12 protein-coding genes and 1 tRNA gene are annotated in these 18,617 nt (G+C 67.2%); 8 read left to right on the top strand and 5 right to left on the bottom strand.

What is annotated here, in order from left to right:
* Positions 1–173: 173 nt before the first annotated feature.
* From BW38_RS11715 to BW38_RS11705, 4 genes are all read right to left on the bottom strand, one after another.
* Positions 174–3,875 carry a TonB-dependent receptor gene (locus tag BW38_RS11715; RefSeq protein WP_032976090.1) on the bottom strand — a complete coding sequence of 1,234 codons (3,702 nt, stop codon included), beginning with the start codon at positions 3,873–3,875 and terminating at the stop codon, positions 174–176.
* Positions 3,872–7,591 carry an isopeptide-forming domain-containing fimbrial protein gene (locus BW38_RS22085; protein WP_235189942.1) on the bottom strand — a complete coding sequence of 1,240 codons (3,720 nt, stop codon included), beginning with the start codon at positions 7,589–7,591 and terminating at the stop codon, positions 3,872–3,874. Before BW38_RS22085 ends, BW38_RS11715 begins: the two co-directional genes overlap by 4 nt.
* Positions 7,473–10,049, bottom strand: coding sequence for a CshA/CshB family fibrillar adhesin-related protein (locus BW38_RS22090; RefSeq protein ID WP_235189931.1), 2,577 nt, complete (start codon positions 10,047–10,049; stop codon positions 7,473–7,475). The genes BW38_RS22085 and BW38_RS22090 overlap by 119 nt, the downstream gene beginning before the upstream one ends.
* Before the next feature lie 659 nt (positions 10,050–10,708).
* Complete coding sequence (locus BW38_RS11705; protein WP_313116018.1) at positions 10,709–11,278, bottom strand: N-acetyltransferase; 570 nt, start codon at positions 11,276–11,278, stop codon at positions 10,709–10,711.
* A 137-nt stretch (positions 11,279–11,415) separates the two neighbouring features.
* Here BW38_RS11705 and BW38_RS21105 point away from each other — a divergent pair, with 137 nt between their 5' ends.
* Positions 11,416–11,844 carry a tyrosine-type recombinase/integrase gene (locus BW38_RS21105; protein WP_235189933.1) on the top strand — a complete coding sequence of 143 codons (429 nt, stop codon included), beginning with the start codon at positions 11,416–11,418 and terminating at the stop codon, positions 11,842–11,844.
* Between the two features lie 154 nt (positions 11,845–11,998).
* Positions 11,999–12,466, top strand: a complete 468-nt coding sequence (locus BW38_RS0120635) for an SMI1/KNR4 family protein (protein ID WP_025874882.1) — start codon at positions 11,999–12,001, stop codon at positions 12,464–12,466.
* Positions 12,467–12,570: 104 nt separating this feature from the next.
* Here BW38_RS0120635 and BW38_RS11695 read toward each other — a convergent pair.
* Positions 12,571–12,647, bottom strand: a tRNA-Arg gene (locus tag BW38_RS11695).
* A gap of 185 nt (positions 12,648–12,832) precedes the next feature.
* Here BW38_RS11695 and BW38_RS11690 point away from each other — a divergent pair.
* The 6 genes from BW38_RS11690 to murB all read left to right on the top strand — a co-directional run bounded on the left by BW38_RS11690 (position 12,833) and on the right by murB (position 18,608).
* On the top strand, positions 12,833–14,365 hold the full coding sequence (locus BW38_RS11690; protein WP_032976092.1) for an aldehyde dehydrogenase family protein: 1,533 nt from the start codon (positions 12,833–12,835) through the stop codon (positions 14,363–14,365).
* Positions 14,365–15,216, top strand: coding sequence for an SDR family oxidoreductase (locus tag BW38_RS11685; RefSeq protein ID WP_032976093.1), 852 nt, complete (start codon positions 14,365–14,367; stop codon positions 15,214–15,216). Before BW38_RS11690 ends, BW38_RS11685 begins: the two co-directional genes overlap by 1 nt.
* Positions 15,217–15,401: 185 nt before the next feature.
* Positions 15,402–15,692 carry a DUF4190 domain-containing protein gene (locus tag BW38_RS11680; protein WP_025874887.1) on the top strand — a complete coding sequence of 97 codons (291 nt, stop codon included), beginning with the start codon at positions 15,402–15,404 and terminating at the stop codon, positions 15,690–15,692.
* Between the two features lie 7 nt (positions 15,693–15,699).
* Positions 15,700–16,470, top strand: coding sequence for a class I SAM-dependent methyltransferase (locus tag BW38_RS11675; RefSeq protein ID WP_032976095.1), 771 nt, complete (start codon positions 15,700–15,702; stop codon positions 16,468–16,470).
* Between the two features lie 9 nt (positions 16,471–16,479).
* On the top strand, positions 16,480–17,535 hold the full coding sequence (locus BW38_RS11670; protein WP_032976098.1) for a quinone-dependent dihydroorotate dehydrogenase: 1,056 nt from the start codon (positions 16,480–16,482) through the stop codon (positions 17,533–17,535).
* 8 nt (positions 17,536–17,543) lie between these two features.
* Entirely contained in the window at positions 17,544–18,608 is a 1,065-nt protein-coding gene (gene murB, locus BW38_RS11665) for a UDP-N-acetylmuramate dehydrogenase (protein WP_051584982.1), read from the top strand.
* Positions 18,609–18,617: the final 9 nt, after the last annotated feature.

Raw genomic sequence — 18,617 nt, forward strand, 5'->3', positions numbered from 1 at the left:
TAGCGACCGCCGCGGCCCTGCCAGGCATGGCCTGGCACTACTGGGTAGCGACCGCCGCGGCCCTGCCAGGCGTGGCCTGGCACTACTGGGTAGCGGCCGTTGCGGGCCCGCCAGGCATGGCTGGGTGGCGACCGCCGCGGCCCCGCCAGGCATGGCCTGGCGTTGCCCAGTCCTCAATAGCGACCCACCAGGTTCAGGTACCAGCCGCGGTGGGTGTAGTCGAACTTCGTCAGATCGTCACTGAAGTCGGTGAAGTTGTAGCCCACGCCAACCCGGAAGTTGCGGCCGACGTCGCGGTCCACGCCGGCCAGCCAACCCTGCCGGCGACCGCCATCACGCACGTCCAGCAGGCGGTACTCCAGCAGGCCATGCCATTGGTAGTACAGGTCATAGCGCAGCTGCGCGGCGCCGAAGTTCGTGGCTGAATCGAACCACGGACCGGTGCCCCGGCCATAGCGGACCTCGCCTTCGCGGCGGGCCAGCTTGGCCGCCACTTCCCAGCGCTGGTCGATGCGGTACACGCCTTCCAGCGACAACACCTGGGTACGCTGGTCGTAGTCCACGCCGTTGACCTGGCCCATCGTCGACAGGTCGTACAGATAGCTGTAGCGGCCGAACAGCGCCCAGCGGTCATTGTCCCAGGGGCGGTAGGCAAAGCCGAGATTGCCCTCGATGAAGCGGGCGCCGGCCACCGGGTTGATCGCATCGTCGGTGTCGGCGTAGTTGAACCTCGCAGCGATCCGCCAGCTGTCATTGAGACGGTGGCTGAGGCGGTTGGTGCTGACCCATTGCGTGCGGCGCTCGGCACCGGTGTCGCGACGCCACTCCAGCTTGCTCTGCCAGTCGGTACCCGGCGACGTGCGGCCGCCGGACAGGCTGACGGCCTTGCGATCGACCTGGCCACTGCTCGCATCCAGCTTGCCGTCGCTGAGGGTGAAGCCCGCGTTCCAGCCCACCGCCGGATAGAAATCCATGCCGAAGGTGTTGGCCAGGCCGGATTCCTGGCCGGATTTGAGGAACTGGCTCTCGTTGAACACGTTGACCTGGTCGGACAGGCGCCAGCGCTGGCCCAGCGTCCAGCCATCCTGCGCATTCGGGCTGAACAGCGGGTCGTATTCACTGCGATCGGTGGACTGGGTGAACGCACCATAGAAGCTGTGCTGCGGGGTCAGCTTGTACTCGGCATTGACCTGCGCGGCACTGCCCCGATCACCATCGCTCGCCTCCGCGCCGATCGTGGACAGGTTGGCGAAGGTGTAGGTACCACCGGCGACCACCGCATCATTGTCCGCGTAGCGGCCATGATCGTCATCGACGGTCAGCTGGCCGCCACCATAGATGTCCAGCGCGGTGCCGATGCGATGGGTGTAGCGCGCTGCCGCCAGCACACCGGCATTGCTGCCGATGCCGCGGTCTTCCTGCACCCGGCGCAGCTCGGCCGACACGCGGTCGTTGTCACCGATCCGCCATTCGGCGGTGGCCTGGGCCTGGATCAACGATTCATTGCCACGCCGTGCTTCGCTGTAACGCGCATACAGGCTGAAATCGTCGGTCACATAGCCCAGCAGTTCGGCGCCCTGTTCGCGCACGCGCTGGCCGGTGTCGAAGCGACCCACCGAATACCCTCCCTCGACCTGCCGCCACCAGGCGCCGGCACTCCAGTCGCGCTGGGTCCAGCCCAGCTCGCGCAGGTTCACCCGTGCCTCCACCGCGGTCGCCTCGCCTTCGCGCGGTCCCTCGGGGTTGAGGCGGGTGAAGCTCAGGCCACCGTTGTCGGAGAAGAACACCGGCGCACTGGTCGCCTCGCTGCGGCTGTGCTCGACCTTCAGGTAGGTACCACGCCCGGCCTGCAGGGTCAGGTCCGCACCGCGCAGCGAATAGTCCTGCCCAGCGCGCTGTTCGTCCACATAGGTGGCGCCCACCGCCACGTGATCACCGAACCAGTGCTTGCCACGCACGCCAGCGGTGATGTCGTCATTGTCGAAGCCGGTCGGCACCCATTCGTAGTCGACGATCAGGCGCTGCTCGTAGCCATCCAGCGGCACGTCGCGGCTGATCCGGCGCAGGTTCTCGCGGCTGACCTGGGCCAGCGGCCGGGTCAGCAGGATGCGCCCCTGCAGCGCGTCGATCTCGTAGTCGGCACCGCGCACCAGCGACACCCGCTGTTCGACACGGCCGGTGGTGCGGTCACGGATCTCCAGCACCACCTGGTCCGAGCCGCGCAGGATGCTGGCGTGGCGCAAGTAATACAGGCTGCCGCCGGTGCCGATGAACTCGCTGTGGCCCGGCGCGGTCTCGGCCTGCGAACCGAACAGACGCAGTTCGGTCTGCGCATCGCCCCAGGCGTTGGCGCCGCGTGAGCGCCACGACAGCGCCGCACCGTACAGCGAACGCACGTACTGGGCGTACTCGGTGCCGCTCAGCCCGGTGTTGTAGTTGCCCCACAGCGCCTGGTTCTTGTCCCAGTCCATGCGCAGGTAGAAGCGGCCCATGCTGTCGACGTCGCGCTGGGTCAGCGAATCGTCGCCATAGGTGGGGTAATACAGGTCCGGGTCCAGGCTGCGGAACAGGTCCTGCGGATCGGCCGTGGTGAAACCGGTGAACAGTTCGTCCAGCGGCCGGTTCTGGGTATCGGCCTGCGCCGTCAACAGATAGCGGCCACGCGTCTTGGCCTTCAAATAGAACGCCAGGCGCCCGTCACTGAGCACATCGTCATCGCGCTCGCCACGGGCGACATCGCGGCCCGCACCACTGGCCTTGTTCTGGTACACCGTGACATCGGCCAGGCCCACACCGAACAGATAGCTGCCGCTGACATCCACCTCCAGCGTGCGTGCGATCGCCGGCGCGTCGGGCCGCTCCACCCGCACGTCGAACACGTGGTGACCGATCGGCATCAGGTATTCAGCGGCGAATTTGCGGTCCTGGTCCAGCGGATAGCTTTCGCCATTGATGTTCAGTGCCGCGCCAAGCGGCAGGTCACGGCCCCGCAGGCGCACGCGCGAGCCGTACACCGGGATGTTCTGCTGGCGAAGACCATTGCTGTCGAACACCTGCTCCAGCAGCGACAACGAAGCGGCCTGGTTGGCATCGACGGCAGTACCGCGGCGATCTTCCAGGGCGTCACGCAGCTGCTGGTTGCCACGCTCCACTTCGGCCAGCGTCACCAGCTGCATGGACTGTGCCGAGGTCTCATCGACATTGCCCTCGGCATCGTACGCGCGCAGCACATAGACCAGGCGGTCGCCACGACGCAGCGGCGTGGACGCCGGCAGCGTACCGTCCCAACTGCCCTGCCCGACCGCAGCCACAGGCAGTTCAAAGGTCGCCAATGGCGCGACCCGGTCACTGTCGCTGCCGCGGTAGAGGCTGACCTCCAGACGTTTGATGAACGCGGTGTAGTTGCCACGCACGAAGAATTCGACCGGACGCACGATGCGGCCCTGGTCGAACGCCACCATGCCCGGCGCCGAGATCGACAGCTCGGGCTGGCCCATGGCCGGGTCTTCGGTGGCCCAGATCGCGCCACCTTCCGGCAGGCGGATCATGAATTCACCGCGGACGGTCGCCTTGCCCGGCTCGTCCAGCGCCACGCTTACGCGCCGGTCCGGCTGCAGCACCTGCGATGACGAGCGCGTCGACGTGCCTTCGGTCACCGGCTCATCGAAGCTGCGCGAGCGCAGGGTGAACAGCAGGTCGCCCTCGGCGCTGCACTGGTTGCCCTCGCAGTGGATGGGCGCGCCATCGATGGACGCGTCGTTGCCCGGCGGCGGCGCGGCCTGTGCGGTTGCTGCCAGACCCAGCAGCAGTGCCTGGTACAACGCAGCGCGGTGCAGGCGGGCGGGACGCCGGACGACAGAGTGATGGGCGCTCATCGGCGGGCCTCCTGTTGGTGGGCCGCCGCGCGGGTGGCGGCGGTCTCCTCGTTGCGCACGCGCAGGCGTTGCTGCACGGCAGGGCTGAGCTGCACGCGCAGCGCTTCGAACACGGCATTGGCACGGCGCAGGCCCAACGCCTGGTTGTAGGCGTGGCCGCCACGCACATCGGTATGGCCGACCAGGCTGACCTGGCCGCCCCCCATCTGCTCCAGGCGCGCGGCGATGGCGGCCAGCAGCGGCTTGAACTCCTCGCGGATCACCGCCTTGTCGGTGTCGAACAGCACGTTGCCCAGCAGCGCGCCGCCGGCATCAACGCCAGCGACCAGCGAGTGCGGATCGCGCACGTCGGTACGCAGCTGCACCGTCAGGCCAGCGCGCGAACCTTCAGCCACTTCGGCCTGCAGCGCATCACGCACGGCCACCGCACGGGCGAAGGCCAATGCCTGGCTTTCGCCGTTGGCGGCAATCACCACGTCACCGCCCTGATAGCGATCGACCACCTCGGCCATCTTCGCCAGCACCGGACGATAGCTGGCACGCAGCTCGCTGCTGCCCGGGGCGAACAACACTTCGCCCAAGGCCAGTTCGGCGCGCTCGGCGGACGCCTGCGGCGACGGCGGCAGGCGCACGCCGAAGCTGAAGCGGGTCGGCACGCCCTGGGTAACCCGCCGCAGCAACGGATTCTCGGTGGTCAGTCTGGAACCCGCCGGCACTGTTGCCGGGTCCAGCTTGACGATGAAGTTGCGGCCCAACCGCGCATCGCCACCGTGCACATCGGCCAGGTGGTAACGACCGAACGGATCAGTTTCGATCAGCAGGCCCTCCACGGTGGCCAGGCGCACGCCGGGAATGCCCTGCTCCTGGATGCCGCTGTTGCTGATCACGTAGGCCACTTCATAGCCCTCGGCCACCCGCGCGATCTCGCGATGCACGGCCGGCTCGGCTGCGGTCAGGCCCTTGGCCGCCTCGCCACTGCGCTGCACGGTTGCCACACCCTGCGCATCCAGCTGCAGGCGATGGCCCTGGGCGCTTTCCAGCACGAAATCATCGGTGAAGGACAGTTCGCGCAGGCGCTGGCGGATCACCACCTGATGGCTCTCGACCGTGTCCGACGTAGACGCCAAGCCGTGTACCACGCCCACCTGCACGCCATGCAGCAGGGGCGCGCTGGCATCGGCCAACGGCTGCGGTCCATCGCCACGATCCAGCGTTGTCGAACCCGGCACGTACGCGGCAGGCGCGAAACCGCCCTGCACGCGAACACCGGTCAGTTCCGCACTGTCCTGCCAGCCGTCGCCGTCGCGGTCATCGAACACGGTGCCGAACACCAGGCTGTCTTCCAGCAGCGGGTCGGCATCCATGCGCACCTCTGCGGTCGCCACGTTCGACAGCGGCGTGCCGTCGCCGGCAGTAGCCACGGCCTGGTTGATGTGGTTGCCGGCACGCACGCCCGCGCCCACCCGCAACAGGTAGGTGATGGTGGCACTGCGGCCCACGGCGATGTCGACCGCGCCGATGCGCAGCGGGGTCTGGCTACCGCCCAGCGAGAACGCGCCGTCGTCGTCGGCCACGCGCATCGAGCCATCCACATAGCTGAAGCCCGGCGGCGGCGTATCGACCACCACGCCGTCGCGCCAATGGCTGCTGCCGACGTTCTCGACCACCAGCTGGTAGCGCACCAGGTCGCCCACCTTCACCAGCCGCGGGTTGGCAGTCTTGGTGATGCGCAGCGCGAAGTCCGAGATCACCTTGTGCCGCGTTTCGCAGGTGGTGCATTCCGGTGGCGGCGAGCCATCCGGGTACTGGCCGCGCAGGCGGTTGAGCACTTCCGTGCGTGCTTCCTGGTTGACGATGGCCTGGTAGACGAATTCATGCTGCCCCACCGGCGTACCGGCCGGCAGGGTGCAGACGATGTCGGTGCCCTGCTGCACGCAGCCTGCCGGCAGCGTGTCCACGCTCAGGCCCGCATCGGGCGTATCCAGCAGCTGCAACGGCTGGCGCAGCGAGGCGCGCTCTACGGTGGCCCGCAGGGTGTAGCGCAACCGGTCACCCGGACGCACTTCACTGCCACTTGCAGGGCCGGACAATTTTTCCAGCACCACGCGCGGCTCGGCCAGCACGTGCTCGGTGCTGCAGGTTCCCGAGCAGCTGGGGGTATCGCCGCCACTGCCCAGCACCGCGTTGCGGACGCTGCCACTGGCCTGCGCGTTGACCTGCGCGCGGTAGCCCAGCGTGTAGGTGCCGGGTGCGGTACCTGCCGGCAACGTGCACACCAGCGGATTGCTGGCATTGCAGGTGAAGGCGCCCGGCTGGGTCACCGACTGCAGGTCCAGGCCTGCGCCCAGGGTATCGGTCAGGGTGAACACGTCGGTGGTCTGCGAGTTGGCGACCACCACCTCGACGCTGTAGTCCACCGCATCGCCGATGTTGACCGGCGATGCCGTGCTGGAGGACTTGCGGTAGGTGACCGTCGCCGCCAGCACCGGGGTGGTGGTGGTGCAGTCGGTGGCACAGGTGTTGGTACCGGTGCCGCTGCCAAGCACGGCGTTGCTGACGCTGCCCTTGGCCTGCGCGTTCACCGTCGCGGTGTAGTTCACCGTGTAGGTGCCAGGTGCGGTGGCGGCCGGCAACGTGCACACCAGCGGGTTGGCGGCATTGCAGGTGAAGCCCGTGGTGGCGGTGACTGAACCGAAGTCCAGGCCCTGCCCCAGGGTGTCGGTCAGGGTGAATACAGCGGTCGTGCGCGAGCGGCTGACCACAGCGGTCAGGGTGTAGGCGATGCTGTCACCCACCTTGACCGAGCCGGCCGCGGCCGAGGTCTTGCGATAGTCGATCTGGCTGCCAGCCACCGGGGTGGTGGTATCGCAGTTGACGGTGCAGCTCGGGTTGTCGCCACCGCTGCCGAGCACCGCGTTGGTCACCTGGCCGGTGGCCTGGGCGTTGACCACTGCGGAGTACGACAGGCTGTAGCTGCCTGGCGCAGTGCCGGCCGGCAACGTGCACACCAGCGGGTTGGCCGCGTTGCAGGTGTAGGCGCCGGCACTGGTCACGCTGCCGAAATCGAGGCCGCTGCCCAGCGTATCGGTCAGCGTCACCACGTCGGTGGTGCGCGAGTTGGTCACCACCGTGGTCAAGGTGTAGGCCAGGCTGTCACCCACCGACACGGGGCCGGCACTGTTCACCGACTTGGCATAGCTCACGCCCGGCGTCGCCACCGGCGTGGTGGTATCGCAGTTGGTCGTGCACGAGGGCGTGTCGGTGCCGGTGCCGAGCACGGCATTGCGCACCGTGCCACTGGCCTGCGCATTGACCGTGGCGGAGTAGCTCAGGCTGTAGGTGCCCGGCACCGTCCCTGCAGGCAGCGTGCACACCAGCGGATTGGCGGCATTGCAGGTGAAGATGCCCGCGCTGGTCACGCTGCTGAAGTCCAGGCCGCTGCCCAGCGTATCGGTCAGGGTGACCACATCGGTGGTGCGCGAACGCGCAACGGTCACGCTCAGCGTATAGCCGATGCTGTCGCCCACCCGTACCGGTCCACCGGTGGAGGCCAGCTTGGCGTAGCTGACCTGCGGGCTGGCCAGTGGCGTAGTGGTATCACAGCTGCCGACGCACGACGGATTGTCCGGACCGCTCGGCACTACGGCATTGCGCACCTGGCCAACCGCCTGTGCGTTGACGACGCCGGTATAGGAGAACGCGTAGCTGCCGGGCACGGTGCCGGCGGGCAGCGTGCACACCAGCGGATTGCCGGGCACGCAGATGAAGCCGCCGGCATTGGTCATGCTGCCGAAGTCCAGGCCAGTGCCCAGGGTATCGGTCAATGTGACGGCAGCGGTGGTGCGCGCATCGGCCACGACCACGCTCACCGTGTAGGCAACGCTGTCGCCCACTGCGACCGGGCCGGCCGTAGTGCTTGCCTTGGACACCGAGATGCGCGGCGCCGCCACCGGCGTGGTGGTGGTGCAGTTGCTGCTGCAGGTGGGAGTCGGTGCCGGTGCCCACCACCGTGTTGACCACCTGGCCGCTGGCCTGCGCGTTGACGGTGGCCGCATAGGTCAGGCTGTAGGTGCCCGGCACGGTGCCCGCTGGCAGCGTGCACACCAGCGGATTGGCCGCGTTGCAGGTAAAGCCGCCCGCGTTGGTCACGCTGGCGAAATCCAGACCGGTGCCGAGGGTATCGGTCAGGGTCAGCACGTCGCGGCTGTTGCCGTCGGCAATGGTGACATCCACGGTGTAGCTCACCGTCGCCCCCACCGCCACCGGACCGGCGATGTTGGAGCGTTTCGCGTAGCTCACCCGTGTAACCGGAACGGTCACATCGCTGCGGGTGCAATGGTTGGCATCGGTACAGGCCTCGCCCGGTGCGGGCGGATTGCCACCATTGAACGGATCGTAGCCACCGCCGACGCTGGCGTGGTTGCGCAACAGGCCGCTTGCCGATGCGGACACGGTCACCGGCAGGGTGAAGCTGCTGCTGTCACCGGCGGTGCCGGCTGCCGACAGTACCTGGCTGCTGGTGCAGCTCACCGCCTGGCCGCTCGCCGTACAGCTCCAGCTGCCACTGCTGAGGGTACCGGTCCAGTTCGGGACGATCCCTGCCGGCAACTGGTCGCGCACAGTGATGACACCCGCCGGCACGTTCGGCGGATTGCCGGTCGGCACGTTGGTGGTGTTGCTGATCGTCAGCGTGTACTGGGTGCCGGCCTGGCCGTAGTTCCAGATGCCGCCGGTGGCATTGTTGCTCTTCACCACCTTCAGCGCGGGTGCGGTGATGGTGATCAGGTGGTCTTCCACTTCGCCGTCGTCGGCCACGCCGGTCGGCTGCTGGATCTGCGCCGCATTGGTCGCATAGCGCAGGCGCACGTAACTGCTGCCTGCGCTTACCTGCGCGGGCACGGTCCAGCTCAGGTTGGCCCCGCCACCACTGCATGCAGCGATGTTGCTGCGCTCGCCCGGGTCGAATGTGCCGTTGCGATTGAAATCGATCCAGCCGGCCACGCTGCCGCTGCCCACGCACGCCACCGGTTGGCTGATCTGGGTACCGGCCTGCATCACCGTCAGCACATAGCTCGCCGGCCAGGCGTTCTCTTCGTTGGGATTGCCCGAAGGGAAGTTGTCGTCACCCTTCGCATCGGCGCTGTAGCTGCTCTTCTGCTCGGTATCCGGACCCATCGTGCCGAGGAAATCGGTCAGCGGCGGTGCCAGGCCACCCGGCGTATAGCCTGCGGTGTTGATGTTGGTGGGGGTGGCGTTGACCGGCAGGCCATCCGGGCGGAACTGCAGATCGTCCACCACATGCATGGCGTCGCCGTAGCTCTGCGGCGCATCGCCGAAGTCGGCATACGGCACCAGCAGGCCGATGGCGATGGCGGTGGTGCCGCCGCCGCGCATCGAGAAGCCCATGTTCACCGCAAGGTTGCCCGGCGCGTGTGCGGCGTTGTCGAAGTTGAGGAAGGTGACCGCAGCGGTGTTGTTGTCGTTGCCCGGCCCGAAGCGGATCACGCTGTTGCCGCCGCTGCTGGACTTGGTCACGTTGTAGGCACCTGCGCTGAGGTTCTTGCGCATCTCCACCACGTTCCAGGTGCCCAGTGCACTGGCTTCGACGAACTCGCCGCTGTTGTTGATCGACTCGGCGTCGGCCATCACCACGCCGCGCAGGCGATACGGCGCGCCGCCCAGGGTCGAGACGCAGTTGATTTCGAAAGAGGATGTACCCGTGCTGCGCGAGATGCCCGCGATCAGCTGATTCGCGCCGCCAGTGCCACCGACGTTGTACAGGTCGTCCAGGCTGTCGCCGCTGAAGTTGCCCGGGCGATAGCTCTGCAGGAGTCCGCCGCCACTGATGTTGGCCAGACTGCAGCTGACACTGAGGTTGATGCCCGCGGCCACCGGCATCGAGATCGACGAGGTATCACCATTGTTGAGCGTGACCCCGGCAGTGCCCAGGTCCGTGCCGCCCCCCCAGGTCAGCCACAGCACCGTGTTGCGGTACGGGCTGGTGCCGCCGGTCGCGTAGGCCGCAGCCCAGGCCGACGATGGCAGCACCACCGACAGCAGCAGCAACAGCAGACCGGCGGCCAGCCATCGCCCGGTCCGGCCGGGATGTGCACTTTTTTCAGGATGAACGGATTCACCGCCCGCGCTGATGCGCGACGTCGTCGACTGCCACATGTTGGTTTTTCCCCGTCATCAGCCCCACAGGGGAGCCGCTGTTCAGTGGGTACCGGGGAGGGTTCTGCCGGACCCGGAGACGCGTACGAATGCGTGTCTGCCGGTTCCGTGGCGACTACAACCGTCCCTGGACCCTGTTGGTCAGGTTCGCAAAACTGTGACGAAGATAACACAATACGAACAATTGTGTGATGCAGGTCACATTTAAGTTTGCCAAATCTGGCGCCGGCCCCACGAACACAGTTGTAGCAACCGCCCTCCCGTGCCTCGTGCACGGATCCGGCAGGCGGACCGCCCTTTCCGGCAATTCGTCACGCATTTTCGGAGCCGGAGCGACGCGTCCGGCGGGGGCGCACACGGAAAAACCGCCGGGCCATGGGCTACCGGCGGGAGCTGAAGTGGAAGGGGGATCGCGCCGCGCCTGGCGGCCACCGCACTTCTACCAGGGAACGAAGAGCAGGATCAGCACGATCACCAGCAGCACGGCGGCGACGGTCAGCAGCACGTTGCGCTGGCGCCAGGAAGGCTTGGGGGTGCCGGGGGTATTCATGGGGGCGCTCCTAGGCAACCGATGGGGACGGCACCAGACTGCCGAGTCCGCTTGCAGCAGCGCGTGCACAGGATGTGCAGCGGGAGTGCAGAGCCCTGCCCTTTCCCGCTCAGGTTGTACGGCATGCCATGAACAGCAGCTCAGGCGTGGAGGCGTCTTCGCTGGCGACGAAGCCGAGGTCGCGGTACAGCGCCACGGCCGCCTGATTGTCCCTATAGACCTTCAACGTCAGTTGCACGGCAGCGCTGCTGCGAAGGGCTTCGGCGCACAATGCGGTCATCAATTCCCGGCCCAGGCCACGGCCGCGCGCCTGCGGCGACACGATGATGCGCCCGATGTGCATGCTGTCAGGTGTTGTCTGCCAATACTGGCCGAAGCCCAGGCAGGTGCCGTCGGCATCCTGCAGTGTCCAGCCCGGACGCGAAGGCAACGCCAATGCAGCGGCGAAGGCTTCGGCAGGCAAGGGGAAGGGAATGCCGGGACCTGCCCAGCGCAGGGTCGCCTCAGGTGAGTCGAGCCAGCCGGCAACAACGGCAAACTGCGAAGGCTGGACAGGCTGCAGGACGTAATCCATGGCGCCGGCGCTGTTGCGGGCGCGCGTCCATGCGCCCGACGTGGGCAGACGCTTCACAGCGTCATGCGGGTCCAGCTGCTCCCAACCTTCCACGTTGTCGATCATCAGATGGCCGATCTTGTGAATCAGATAGTGCTGGCTGCCGTCGCGCGGCTGCTTCAGCTCGCCGCGGATCTACGACCGGGCGGCGATGCGGAAGCTGTACCGTGCGAACCCCCGCCGGGCGCCCCTTATGGGTGTTCATGGCCCACACGGGATTGTACCGCGGGGAGCTGGTCGGACTGGGCAAGGACTCGGTGGCCGGGCGCAGGCTCAGGGTCGAGAGCGATCCGGACGAAGATGACCAGGGACGCACGAAGTCGGGCAAGTGGCGCGAGGTGCCACTGAATCGGTATGCGCGCTGGGCGCTGCGCCACCTACCCGATCCGCTCGTCGCCGTGCACAAGGACACGGTATCCGACTGGTTCGCCTCGGATGCCAAGCGTGCGGGAATCGGCGGCAGCCTCCACCGGCTACGGCACACCTTCTGCGCCCACATGGTCATGGCCGGGGTGCCGTTGCGAAGGGTGCAGATCCTGGCCGGGCACGCTGATTACGCCAAGACCGAGAAGTACTACGCCCATTTGACGCCTGAAGGCGATGATGGCGCCGTGGCGAAGCTCCGGTACTGACCGGCGCCGCTGGGACCATTGGGACCAAATCCTGTGGATATGCGGGAAACAGTGGGAATTGCACGCCACTGCGCTTGCCTGACTCATTGATTTTGGCAACCCCGGCCCGATGCTCGTTTCGTACAATCGGCAGTCCCGAACAAAGGAGACGACGATGCCGGGAGGTACCACCGTTGCCACTGCGGCGCTCATTGATGAGGCAGAGCGGGAGCTGTGCGTTGTGTTTCCAGTTGAACTCAGGGCCGTCTGGCTCACGCACAACGGCACCGAGCTACCGGGTGGGTGGCGATTTTTCCCGGTCTTTGACCCTGGCAACCCGCGGAAGACGGCCGGATCGGTCACGTATGAGAACCTGCGCGGTGCGTGGGGAATGCACCTTCGATCACTTGATCTTGTGGCGCTCGCGTCGAATGGAACCGGCAACCATCTGGTGATGCGGGTTGTGGACGGCGTCGCGATACGGGACATCCTCCACTGGAACCACGAAACCGAAAAGCTGACCCGCTGGAAGCCTGGCATCGATGCCGTGATGCGCTCCGCCCGAACGTCGGCGGAAAGGCTCGCCGCCATTCGCGCCACGCTCATGAAGGACACCCCGCGCGCTCGGCTTCCTGCCAGATAGATTCGCAGACGCAGACCGACTGTGACTACTGTGACCAAACGGCATGGATATGCCGAAAACAGTGGAGTAGACGCTATGCGCCGAATGGCCTAAGCCATTGATTATGGTGACCCCGGCCCGATTCGAACGGGCGACCTTCCCCTTAGGAGGGGGACGCTCTATCCAGCTGAGCTACGGGGCCATGCAGCCGCCAAGTTTACAGGCAAGCCGCCCTGCCCTCCAAGCTTTCATCTGCCACACCATTGCCACTGGCGCGGCGCACCATGGCCAGTCCGGGCGCTCTGCTACCATCGGCGGCTCAGTTCGTCGCGCCCCCACCTGCCCGCGGCGGCACCAAACACAACGTAACGAAACACAGGAGTCTGCATGTCTTCCGAGCTGCTCAAGTCCCTTGGTCTGGACGCGATCAACGCTGGCACCTACCTGGGCAACGGGGAGTGGTCGAGCGCTACCGGCGGTGAACTGATCACCCCGATCAATCCGACCACGGGCGAGCCGATCGCGCAGGTCCGCGCCACCACCGAAGCCGAGTACGAAACCGTCATCGCGCGCGCCCAGGAAGCCTTCAAGGTCTGGCGCACCACGCCGGCCCCGCGTCGCGGTGAAGCCGTGCGCCTGTGCGGCGAAGCGCTGCGCAAGCACAAGGATGCGCTGGGTTCGCTGGTCGCGCTGGAAATGGGCAAGAGCAAGCCTGAAGGCGACGGTGAAGTGCAGGAGATGATCGACATCGCCGACTTCGCCGTGGGCCAGAGCCGCATGCTGTACGGCTACACCATGCATTCCGAGCGCCCCGGCCACCGCATGTACGAGCAGTACCAGCCGCTCGGCCTGGTCGGCATCATCAGCGCGTTCAACTTCCCGGTGGCGGTGTGGGCATGGAACTCGTTCCTGGCCACGATCTGCGGCGACATCTGCCTGTGGAAGCCGTCCAACAAGACCCCGCTGACCGCCATCGCCTCGATGCGCATCTGCAATGAAGCGCTGCGCGATGCAGGTTTCCCGGACCTGTTCTTCCTGATCAACGACGCAGGTACCGCGCTGTCGGAAAAAATGGTGGCCGACAAGCGCGTGCCGCTGATCAGCTTCACCGGCTCGACCCAGGTCGGCCGCACGGTCGCCGAGAAGGTCGCCCACCGCCTTGGCCGCTGCCTGCTGGAACTGGGCGGCAACAACGCGATCATCCTCGACGAAACCGCCGACCTGAAGCTGGCCATTCCCGGCATCGTGTTCGGTGCGGTCGGCACCGCCGGCCAGCGCTGCACCACCACCCGCCGCCTGATCGTGCACGAATCCATCCATGACGACGTGCTGGCCACGCTGGTCAAGGCGTACAAGCAGGTGGAAGGCAAGATCGGCGATCCGACCGACCCGGCCAACCTGATGGGCCCGCTCAACAGCGACGGTGCCGTGCAGCAGTTCCTGGCGTCCATCGAAAAGGCCAAGGCCAGCGGCGGCACCATCGAAACCGGCGGCACGCGCATCGACCGCCCCGGCAACTTCGTGCTGCCGGCCATCGTCACCGGCCTGAAGAACAGCGATGAAGTGGTGCAGCACGAGACCTTCGCGCCGATCCTGTACGTGATGAAGTACAGCACGCTGGACGAAGCCATCGACATGCAGAACGGCGTGCCGCAGGGCCTGTCCTCGTCGATCTTCACCACCAACCTGAAGACCGCCGAGCGCTTCCTGTCGGCGGCCGGTTCGGACTGCGGCATCGCCAACGTCAACATCGGCACCTCGGGCGCGGAAATCGGTGGCGCCTTCGGTGGCGAGAAGGACACCGGCGGTGGTCGCGAGTCCGGTTCGGATGCATGGAAGGTCTACATGCGCCGCCAGACCAACACCATCAACTATTCGGATTCGCTGCCGCTGGCCCAGGGCATCAAGTTCGACCTGTGATGGCAAACGGTCCGGCCATGCACATGGGTCAGAGCCCCTCCGGGGATCCGACCCATGCCGTGCCGACCACTCAGGGTCGGATCCCCACAGGGGCTCCGACCCTCGATTTCACCGGCCGCCGGGTGCTGATCGCCGGTGGCAGCAAGGGCATCGGCCGCGAACTGGCGCTGGCCTTCGCCCGCGCCGGTGCGCAGGTCTCGGCCTGCGCCCGCGGGCAGGCGGGGCTTGACGCCCTGCAGGCCGATGCGCAGGCCCAGGGCACGCAGCTGCACACCTTCGCCACCGATCTGGGCGACCTCGGCCGCATCGGCGCCTGGCTGCAGGCCGCTGCCGATGCGCTCGGCGGCATCGATGTGCTGGTCAACAACGCCACCGGCTACGGCATGGCCGATGACGAAGACGGCTGGGCCGCCAGCCTGCAGATCGACCTGATGGCGGCGGTCCGCGCATCGCGCCTTGCGCTGCCGTGGCTGCGTGCCTCGTCCGATGCCTGCATCCTCAATCTGTCCTCGATCGCCGCGCAGCAACCGCGTCCCGGCGGCGCACCGTATGCGGCGGCCAAGGCCGCGCTGTCGCACTACACGACGTCGCAGGCCCTGGCGCTGGCGCCGGACCGTATCCGGGTCAACGCCATCGCACCGGGCTCGATCGAATTTGCCGATGGCCTCTGGGATCGACGTCGTGTCGAAGATCCCGCCCTGTACCACGGCACCCTGGCGAAGATTCCGTTCGGCCGCTTCGGGCAGCCGCGCGAGATCGCCGATGCCGCGCTGTTCCTGTGCTCGCCGCTGGCGCGCTGGATCACCGGCCACGTGCTCAATGTCGATGGCGGCCAGGTGCTGATGGGCTAGCCGATCCCTCGGTAGCTACCAACCTTGGTTGGCGCCGCATTCGTCGACCAAGGTCGGCGCCTGCCAAAGCCACCCCGCGCTCGGCTCCGATGGTTGCCAACCTTGCCTGGCAGCCTTGCATTGGCCGGACCATGGGATTGCCGGGGCAGACGCACTATCATGTCGGCACTGCCACGGAGGACTCGATGAGCGTGCCACCCCGACAGAGCAACGCCCTGGCCGTGGTCAGCCTGATCGCGGGCATCTGCAGTTGGACCGTGCTGCCGGGTGTCGCTGCCCTTGTTGCCATCATCACCGGGCACCTGGCCCGCGCCGAGATCCGCCGCCGCGCCGGCGAACAGGACGGCGATGGTATGGCCCTGGCCGGGTTGATCATGGGTTGGCTCAACATCCTCGCTGCGGTGGGCCTGGTGGCCATCCTGATCTTCGCGATGGTGGCCGCCGGCGCCGACGCCAAACCTGGACTGCGCTGGTGAAAGCACGATGACCTCCGCCGACAGCACTGAACGCTTCAGCAGCCGCGTCGCGGACTATGTCCGCTACCGCCCGGACTATCCGCCTGCCCTGATGGACTGGCTGCATGGCCCCATGGCAGTGGCAACCAGCGCGCGTGTCGCTGACATCGGCGCCGGCACCGGCATCTCCAGCCGGCAGTTCCTGGCCGCCGGCCATCCACTGGTCGCCGTCGAACCCAACGCGGCGATGCGCGCCGCCGCCAAGCACTGGCTGGCGCCGCAGTATCCGCAGTTCTCCGCCGTCGACGGGCGCGCCGAGGCCACCGGGCTGGCCGATGCCAGCGTTGATCTGGTCGGCGCCGCGCAGGCCTTCCACTGGTTCGACACCGTAGCCGTGCGCGCCGAGTGGCAGCGCATCCTGCGCCCGGGCGGCCTGGCGCTGATCTACTGGAATTCGCGCCTGCTCGATGCCAGCCCGTTCCTGGTCGGCTACGAACAGCTGCTGCTGGACTACGGCACCGACTACACCGCCGTGGCCGAACGCTACCAGGACGACGCCACCATGCAGGCCTGGTTCGGCTCCGGCCTGCGCGGCATGGTGCAGCTGCCGAACGTGCAGCACCTGGACCTGGACGCCCTGCGCGGGCGCCTGCTGTCTTCTTCCTACGCGCCGCAGCCCGGCCATCCGCGCCACGCGCCGATGCTGGCTGCGCTGCAGGATCTGTTCGCCGCCCACGCGGTCGACGGCCAGGTCGCTTTTGAATATCGAACCCGAGCCTTCCTCGGCACGCTGGACTGAAACCAACGCATGTATTCGCTTGCCCGCCCCTTCCTGTTCTCGCTCGACGCCGAACGCGCCCACGGTCTTGGCCTGTCCGCTCTGGACCTGGCCTATCGCACCGGCACCACGCCGCTGGTGGCCGCACGCATCGCGCCGATGCCCAGCACGGTGTTCGGGCTGACGTTCCCCAATCCGGTCGGCCTTGCTGCCGGCCTGGACAAGAATGGCGAGCACATCGATGCACTGTTCGCGCTGGGCTTCGGCTTCGTGGAGATCGGCACGATCACGCCGCGAGCGCAGGCCGGCAATCCCAAGCCGCGCCTGTTCCGGCTGCCTGCGCACAACGCGATCATCAACCGCATGGGCTTCAACAACGCCGGCGTGGATGCGCTGGTGCGCAACGTCGAACGCGCGCGCAACCGGCGCGGCCTGCTCGGCATCAACATCGGCAAGAACAAGGACACCCCCAACGAACAGGCGGCCGATGACTACATCGCCTGCATGGACAAGGTGTACCCGCTGGCCGACTACATCACCGTCAACATTTCCTCGCCCAACACGGCCGGCCTGCGCGAGCTGCAGGAAGAGACCGCGCTGCGGCAGCTGGTCAGCCAGCTGCGTGAGCGCCAGGAAGCGCTGGCCGCGCAGCATGGCCGACGCGTGCCAATGCTGGTGAAGGTGGCCCCGGACCTCAGCGAGCGCGACATCGATGCCGCCGCGCGCGTACTTGGCGAACTGCAGGTGGACGGCGTGATCGCCACCAACACCACCATCGACCACAGTCGGGTTGCCGGCGATCCGCTGGCCAATGAAGCCGGCGGGCTGTCCGGCGCACCGGTGCTGGAACAGTCCACCCTGGTACTGCGCCGCCTGCGTGCACGCCTGCCCGAATCAGTGCCGCTGGTCGGTGTCGGCGGCATCCTGTCCGGTGCCGACGCCGTGGCCAAGATGGCCGCCGGTGCGGCGCTGGTGCAGTGCTACAGCGGCCTGATCTTCAAGGGCCCGGCATTGGTCGCCGACTGCGTGGAGGCGATCCGCCGCCGACGAGAGGCGCCCAGCCGCGGCGCGGTGGCACCCCTGTGAGCACGCCCATGGATGACACCAACAACGCTGCAGCACCGCTGCGCTGGACCCTCACCCACAACGCGCCACTGCAGGCCCTGAACACGTTCCACGTGCAGGCCAGCGCAGCGCAGTTGCTGGAACTGCACGACGCCGCGCTGCTGCCGGAGGTTCTGGCGTTGCCGGAAGTGGCCAATGGCCCGCTGCTGGTGCTTGGCAGCGGCAGCAATGTGCTGATCGCCGAAGACCTGCCCGGCACCGTGCTGGTGTTCGGCAACCGCGAAATCAGTTTCCTCGAACACCGTGCCGACCACGCCGTGATCCGCGCTGGAGCCGGCGTGTCCTGGCACGGGCTGGTGATGTGGTCGCTGCAGGAAGGCCTGTCCGGCCTGGAAAACCTGGCGCTGATTCCCGGCACCGCCGGCGCATCGCCGATCCAGAACATCGGCGCCTATGGCGCGCAGGTCGGCGAGTTCATCCAGACCGTAGAGGCCTGGGACTGCCAGGAAAAAACCTGGGTACGGCTGGACAACGAACAGTGTGGCTTCGCCTACCGCGACAGCGTGTTCAAGCAGCAGCCGGACCGCTACCTGATCACCGCCATTGAACTGAAACTGCCGCTGCTGCACGACCTGCGCATGGGCTACGCCGGCATCCGCGAAGAACTGCAGGCGCAGGGCGTGGAACTGCCGAGCGCGGTGGACGTGGCCAATGCGGTGATCGCGATCCGTCGCCGCAAGCTGCCCGACCCCGACGTACTGGGCAACGCAGGCAGCTTCTTCAAGAACCCGGTGCTGCCGCTGGAACAGGTGGAGGTGCTGCTGCAGCACTTCCCCGAGCTGCCGGTGTTCCCGGCGGACCGTGATGACCGCCGCAAGGTCTCGGCGGCCTGGATGATCGAATCCTGTGGCTGGAAGGGCTTCCGCGAAGGTGATGCCGGCGTTGCGCCCAGCCACGCGCTGGTGCTGGTCAACCACGGCAACGCCACCGGCACTGAACTGCTGGCGCTGGCACGGCGGATCTCCGCCTCGGTACTGGAGAAGTTCGGCGTGCCGATCGAACCGGAGCCCCGCCTGCTCGGCGCACAGTGGTGAGCACACCCG

It is taken from the genome of Stenotrophomonas sp. RIT309, from assembly GCF_000632045.1.
Lineage (GTDB): Bacteria > Pseudomonadota > Gammaproteobacteria > Xanthomonadales > Xanthomonadaceae > Stenotrophomonas > Stenotrophomonas indicatrix.